The sequence below is a fragment of the Clostridium sp. AM49-4BH genome (assembly GCF_003478335.1).
In the GTDB taxonomy this organism is placed as follows: Bacteria; Bacillota; Clostridia; order Lachnospirales; family Lachnospiraceae; genus Butyribacter.
Genome location: NZ_QUFB01000039.1, coordinates 21399 through 27899 on the forward strand (window position 1 = coordinate 21399; position 6501 = coordinate 27899).

Annotated in this window: 5 protein-coding genes; all 5 read left to right on the forward strand. The window is 43.0% G+C overall.

Annotated elements, in window-relative coordinates:
- The first annotated feature begins 13 nt into the window (after positions 1–13).
- The 5 genes from DW981_RS10850 to DW981_RS10870 all read left to right on the forward strand — a co-directional run bounded on the left by DW981_RS10850 (position 14) and on the right by DW981_RS10870 (position 6234).
- Positions 14–856, forward strand: a complete 843-nt coding sequence (locus DW981_RS10850; RefSeq protein WP_022025695.1) for a hypothetical protein — start codon at positions 14–16, stop codon at positions 854–856.
- A gap of 150 nt (positions 857–1006) precedes the next feature.
- On the forward strand, positions 1007–3064 hold the full coding sequence (locus DW981_RS10855; RefSeq protein WP_118507725.1) for a L,D-transpeptidase: 2058 nt from the start codon (positions 1007–1009) through the stop codon (positions 3062–3064).
- Positions 3065–3149: 85 nt separating this feature from the next.
- Entirely contained in the window at positions 3150–4157 is a 1008-nt protein-coding gene (sppA, locus tag DW981_RS10860) for a signal peptide peptidase SppA (protein ID WP_022025697.1), read from the forward strand.
- A complete protein-coding gene (locus DW981_RS10865) occupies positions 4147–4707 on the forward strand; it encodes an RDD family protein (RefSeq protein WP_022025698.1) in 561 nt (186 codons plus the stop codon). The genes sppA and DW981_RS10865 overlap by 11 nt, the downstream gene beginning before the upstream one ends.
- A gap of 714 nt (positions 4708–5421) precedes the next feature.
- Positions 5422–6234, forward strand: coding sequence for a M23 family metallopeptidase (locus DW981_RS10870; protein WP_182434238.1), 813 nt, complete (start codon positions 5422–5424; stop codon positions 6232–6234).
- Positions 6235–6501: the final 267 nt, after the last annotated feature.

Consider the following 6501-nt stretch of genomic DNA (forward strand, 5'->3'; position numbering starts at 1 on the left):
GGAGGAGATCATTATGAAGATTCATACAAAGCGTAGAAAAGCTAACAACAATGAGCCATGGATCGGAGAATTACTGGATGAAGTAAGTGAGGATAAATTGTTGGAAATGAGTGCGATCCCGACGGATATTCCGTTACCGCTTCCAAATCAGGAAAAGTTAGCCCGAACGGTTATCGATAAAGCAGATGTTTTTGATGAGCAAGAGAGAGAACGCCGCAAACAATATGAAAAGGCATACTGCCGCAAACAGTTCTTGCGGGCAACACTGATCGTCGGCGTTATCGTGTGCGCATTTATTGCGTTGTATTTGGGTGGCGTATTCGACAATGTTTTGCTGGATCACTACAATTATCGGTTAGAATCGATGGTCGTGCAAAATTGTGAGAGTGAGGAGCAGGGTGCACAGGTTGATGTCGATAAGTTGATCCAAGCAGGATTTTTTGGCGATGCGGGAGTGACTGGAAAACAAACGAAAGACCTGGCGGATGAGGACAAATTAGAGAACACAGCGTATAAAGTCGCAGAAGATTATTGCAAACGCATGAGCAATGACTATGCCATTGATGACTGCAAGGTAGTCAGATTATTTGACTACAAGGATACATCGGATCCTGCCGTGACGAAAGAGGGAGGCAGTGTGAAAATGTGCGAAATTGTAGCAACTTTTATGAAAATAGACAGAACCGGCAAATTGGCTGAGCAGGCAAGCCAGCCATTAACGCCATTGAAATATGGGAAGTCGAATCCGTGGTCATTATCGGATTATTTGACGAAAGATCTCGAACAGGTGATACCAAGTGACCGATTGACGAAAAAGCAAGCAAGTGTCGTCTTTTTGATCGCCCTTGACGATTAGCCGGCCGAAAGGTTGGGCGGATTCTTCATCTTGACAGAATGTGGGAAACATGACAAAATATATATTTAACATGTTTCAACATGTTGCGAGTAAAATGTCAGCGGCATAGTTGACGTTTGGATCGTGCAAAGCAAGAATGGAGGATTGACAATGAGGGTAAAGAAAAGCAGCAATTGGAAGTACGTGGTAATGATGATGCTTGCTATGGTGTTATCGTGTAGTGCTATGACAGCAGTAACACAGGCAGCAACCACACACACAGCAAGTGCTACAACAGACAGAAAAGACGGGGTATGTACGTATACGGTAAAGGGTCTTGATCCATCCAGAGAATCTGAATTTACGATGGAATTAAGAAGATCAGACAATAAACAGACGATGATCAAGAAGCAGATTAGGATCAGCGAGGATAATTGCGTGAATGGAACCTATGAAGGAAATATCACACTCGCAGATGCAAAATACATTTGCACCAGCTATTCTGTTCATATTTTGGTAGGAACAGAAGATATTAAAGCAGGTGTATGTGATTTTTCCATTCATCGCAGCAGAATGCGTATGCTGATCACCGGCAAGTCAACAGACAGTGCAAGAACTTTTCAGCTTGTGTCAACAGAGCCGGAAGGCGGTGTACTCGCACCCGGCAGTGGCAACAAAGTGAAAGTGTATGCTTGGCAGAAAAATAAATCCGAAAGCACGGCGAAGGAAATCGGTGGAGCTAAGAATTTAGCCGGCTCTTCCCTGAAGTGGACGGAGAAGATTTCTAAGGCAGGCAGTGCTTATGGAACGTGGTGTGCCAAGATCGTGCTGGAAAATGAAAATTGGTCGCAGGGCATTACGGTAGCACAGTCTGAATACAAGGTAGAACCGTTGTCAGGTACATTGACAGTGCAAAAGGGTGCTTCTTTGGAGAAGAAAAAATCTTTTAAGATCGTTTTGAGTGGTTTTCAAAGCGTATCGGATGTGAAACAGATTTCTTTCCCAATTTATAATAGCGCTGGAAAGAAAGTATATACAGCTAAGGCAAGCAAATCCGGCAAGAAATATGTTGCCACGGTTAAATTAAAGAAGTTAAAAAATAAACTGGGTCTCTATACAGTAAAAGCAGTTTACAAAAATACAGGCAATGTGTCCAGGATGCTGACTTGTACTGCATTGGCAGACGAACGTGCCAAGGGTGGTAAATTCAAGATCAAAGTTCGCAAGGATGCATCTTCAAAATTTACATTATCCGGAGCATATTTGCCGGGTAATATTAAGAAAGTGACATTTGTAGTATACAAAAATGGCAAGAAGAAACAGGACACCTACAAGGCAGTTCTTGCTTCTAAGAAATACAGTGCGGTAGTCAAGAGCAAGAGCACTGGAAAATATGTTGCCTATGCCTATGGCTATACTGCTTGGGGCAAAAAAATACTGTTAAACAAGAAGTCCTATAGCATTGGCAAGAAACATATGGGAAAACAGGGATGGCGTTATGAAAAATATAACGGAAAGACGTATAAATTTTACTATATTAACAATGAACGCCAGACAAATCTGACCAAGATCTTGAAACTGAAAAAAGGAAGCGGTCGTTATACGATCGAATTAAATCGTGCGGCTGGAGTTGTGACGGTATATATGTACGATACCAAAACGAAATCTTATGATATTCCTGTGCAGGCATTTTCGGTATCCGTTGGTAGAGATGTCTCAACGAATGCAGGACCGGGAGCACTGGCGTTACATTCTTCGTATACACCGTTAGGAAACTTTAGCGTGTGCAGTAATGGGCAGGCGGTGCGTTACACCTTAAAGCCGATGCATGAGCCGGACGGAAGTACTGTATATGCAAGATGGGCAGTACACATTGTTGGAAATGTTTATTTTCATGCAATCGCAGTGGGAGGACAGTCCCATTATTCCTTAAATCCAAACACATACAACCGCCTTGGATCACCGGCGTCTGCAGGATGTATCCGTATGACAGTTGCCGATGCAAAATGGCTGTATGACTATGTGCCGACCGGAACACCGATCAAGATCAAGCAGGGGAACAGCAAGAAGCCTGGACCGCTTGGTAAGCCGGCAACGATCAAAGTGACAGGAAGTATTCACTATGATCCAACCGACCCGGAAGTGCCAAATTCCCGCAAAAAAGCGGATTACAAGGCAAATAGGATCAGCGGTTATATGACAAAGAGCGGCAAAAAGGTAGGCTATTAATGTGAGGGTGCAAGGACTTAGAACAGATCACAGCTTAGTGATCTGTGGCATCTTTGAAACATAGGATTCAGAAAGGAAACATACCATGAAGACAAAACAAATGGTTGGTATTTTGGTGACAGGTGCAGTGATCATTGCTGTAGGTGTGACCGGTGTAGTTTCAAATATTGTGAAGAGCAAGTTTACACAAAGTAAGAAGAGTGATGTGTCAAGCGTGGTGAACAATCTGATGGGAGAAGCTTCGGTGTCTTTGCCAACGGAAGATTTCATCGGTGTGATCAATATTGAGGGCGAGATTGGGCCGACAGAGACAAATGCTTGGAAGGCAAGCACAGGTTACAATCATGATCTGTACATGAAATACATTGACAAAATGATTAAGAGCAGCAGCAACAAAGGGATCATGCTTTATGTAGATAGTCCGGGAGGAACGGTATACGAGAGTGATGAGTTGTATTTGAAGCTGGAAGAATATAAGGAGAAAACAAAGCGGCCGATCTGGGCATATTTTGCGCAGGAGGCGTGCTCCGGTGGATATTATATTTCCATGGCAGCAGATACGATTTATGCAAACCGCAATTGCTGGACCGGATCGATCGGTGTCATTGTATCACTGACGAATTACAAAGGTCTTTATGATAAGTTGGGGATCAAGGAAATTGACATTACCAGTGGACCTAATAAAGCAATGGGATCCGGTGGATTGGATATGACGAACGAGCAGAAACAGATCATGCAGGGATTAGTGGATGAAGCGTATGATCAGTTCGTAAGCATTGTCAGTGAAGGTCGTGGCATAAACGATGCTGATGTGCGCAAGATTGCGGATGGACGCATTTACACTGCGAAACAGGCGAAGGAAAATGGTCTGGTCGACGAGGTTGGTTCTTATGAAGAGGAGAAGCAGGATTTTATTCAGACGAATGATTTCGACAAGAACATTACGTTTTATGAGCCGGATAACGATATGAATTCGTTGGTAAGCAGTCTGTTCCAGGCAGCCGAAGACGTAACACCAAAGTCTGATGCACAGATCGTGAAAGACATGATCGACACAAAAGGAAAAGGAGTGCTGAAATATTATGCAGAATAATACGGAGAATCAGGTATATGCCGGATTTTTCGTACGTCTGGCAGCTTATATCATTGATTGGATCATCGTAGGATGCGTATTGCTCGTCGTTAAGTTCCCGTTATGGATCGCGACAGTAGCAAGTCCGGACAATTTTATCGTGAAAGATTTTATTTTTTCATATTCGGTCAAGGATATTGTACTATATCTGCTCGGTGTGTTGTATTTTATCCTGCTCACCTATTTCACAGGAGCAACATTGGGAAAACGTGCAATGCGTTTGCGGGTTGTCAGCAGTGAGCAGCGCAAGATGACATTATTCGAGGTGGCTTATCGGGAGACGGTTGGAAGATTTCTGTCTAAGATCATTATCTTTATCGGGTATTTTATGATCGGACCGGATCGCGAAAAACGTGCACTGCATGATCGGCTGGCGGATACGAGAGTCGTATATTACCATGTTCGTGAGGTCGAGATCCCGCCAACGGTTGTTTATCGCGAAAGCGCACCGATCTACTCCAATGGTCCGATGCAGGGTCAGATGGTCAATGAGCAAAAATCTGATTTTTGAAATTAAAAATTGAGTTAATAACAGAAAGAAGCTATCGCTCATTTGCGATAGCTTCTTTCGTATATTTTCCTGCATATTGGCAACACTAGCAATAGAAAGTCAAAGTTGCACAACCTGCGATAGTGACTATTCCCATAATACTTTATTATGTGTCATGATAAGCAAATGTTTTGTAGCCAATACACTAACTTGTTCTGCTGCAAGAGAACTAAGACAATTGCTGCAGTTGCAAGTTTTTGCTGTGATTTCTTGTTTTGTAATGTCTCTGATGAATACATGCCTGTAGGAGTGTTTGAGATGTCCCGTTTTAGCAAGGTATCATCCATTTTTGGACGGGACGCTTTCGCTACGATGCGCTACGTCACGTTACTTAATGTCTCTGAAATACGAGACATAAGTAACGACGAGCGCAAAGTCCCTTTCTAAAATGATGATTACCTTGCTTGCGGGACTTCGAGTTCTCTGCAAGGCATGTAAATCATACATCAGAGACGACAAAACTTAGAAATCACTGTAAAAACAAATTGCACCAAGCAATTGCTATAGTTCTCTTACAGCAGAATTCGCAGCACAAAGGCTGCAAAACAATACATTAAAATACGCACATAATAAAGTATTATGGGAATGCGCAGATTTCGGTTGTGGAAGTTTGGAAAATAAAGCGGCAAAGACTACAGAGAGGTGCTGTAGTTACAAGTCAGAATGGAGGAAAAGATGTTTGAAGAGAAGGAATCCATGTGGAAGAAAAAAGGATTTTATGTATCGGTGTGTACTGCGTTAGTGTGCCTGTTGGCGATCGGAACAACATACTATCGAATGAATAATGATCCGCAGGGTGGCGGCTTTATGAAAGCAGAGGTAGAGTCCTCAGAGGCGCCGGAAGACAGTATGCAGCCTGTGGGAAATTCTAAGGATCAGTCGATTGCAGACAAAAATAAGGCAACAATAGCACCGTCGATCCCAAGTGATACGCCACAGCCAAAGGCGACGAAAAAACCGCAGAAAAACAATACCGCAAACAACGAAAAGACTGCAGCAAAGTCTGGTAGATCAAGAAAAGCAGCTGCTAAGGATACAACGGTAGCCTCCCAAAAAGACAAGAAGCACTTTGCCTTTAATGAAGAAAAGGGATTGAGCTGGCCGGTCAAAGGTAAGGTATTGATGAAGTTTAGCATGACAGATGCCGTATATTTTAAGACATTAGCACAGTATCGATGTAATCCGGCATTGATCATCGGCGGCAAAGTCGGACAGCACGTTAAAACCGCAGCGGCCGGTGAAGTCTTGTCGGTTAGTAAGAACGATGAAACAGGCAAAACCGTGACAATGAACATTGGCAATGGATACACGCTCACATATGGGCAGCTAAAGGCAGTATCCGTCAAAGAAGGCGATGAATTAAAAGCGGGAGAAACCATTGGAAAACTTGCGGCACCAAGTACAGCGTATACGGAAGAAGGGTGTAATCTGTATTTTAAGGTAGAGCAGAATGGAACAGCGGTTAATCCTCTTCTTCTATTAGATTAATACAAAACTCCATCATGCCTGTAAAGCATGGTGGATACATAATAATAAACTCAAACTTCCCATACCTCAAATCCTTCACAACCGCATATTGCTTATTATGTCAAGTCTCTGATGAATACATGCCCAAAGGATTGTCTGAGATGTCCCGGTTTAGCAAAGTATCATCCATTTTTGGACGGGACGCTTTCGCTACGATGCGCTACGTCACGTTACTTAATGTCTCTGAAATACGAGACATAAGTAACGACGAGCGCAAAGTCCCTTTCA

Coding starts and splice junctions, on each gene's coding strand:
- DW981_RS10850 (WP_022025695.1), top strand. CDS start 14: ATGAAGATTCATACAAAGCGTAGAAAAGCTAACAACAATGAGCCATGG.
- DW981_RS10855 (WP_118507725.1), top strand. CDS start 1,007: ATGAGGGTAAAGAAAAGCAGCAATTGGAAGTACGTGGTAATGATGATG.
- sppA (WP_022025697.1), top strand. CDS start 3,150: ATGAAGACAAAACAAATGGTTGGTATTTTGGTGACAGGTGCAGTGATC.
- DW981_RS10865 (WP_022025698.1), top strand. CDS start 4,147: ATGCAGAATAATACGGAGAATCAGGTATATGCCGGATTTTTCGTACGT.
- DW981_RS10870 (WP_182434238.1), top strand. CDS start 5,422: ATGTTTGAAGAGAAGGAATCCATGTGGAAGAAAAAAGGATTTTATGTA.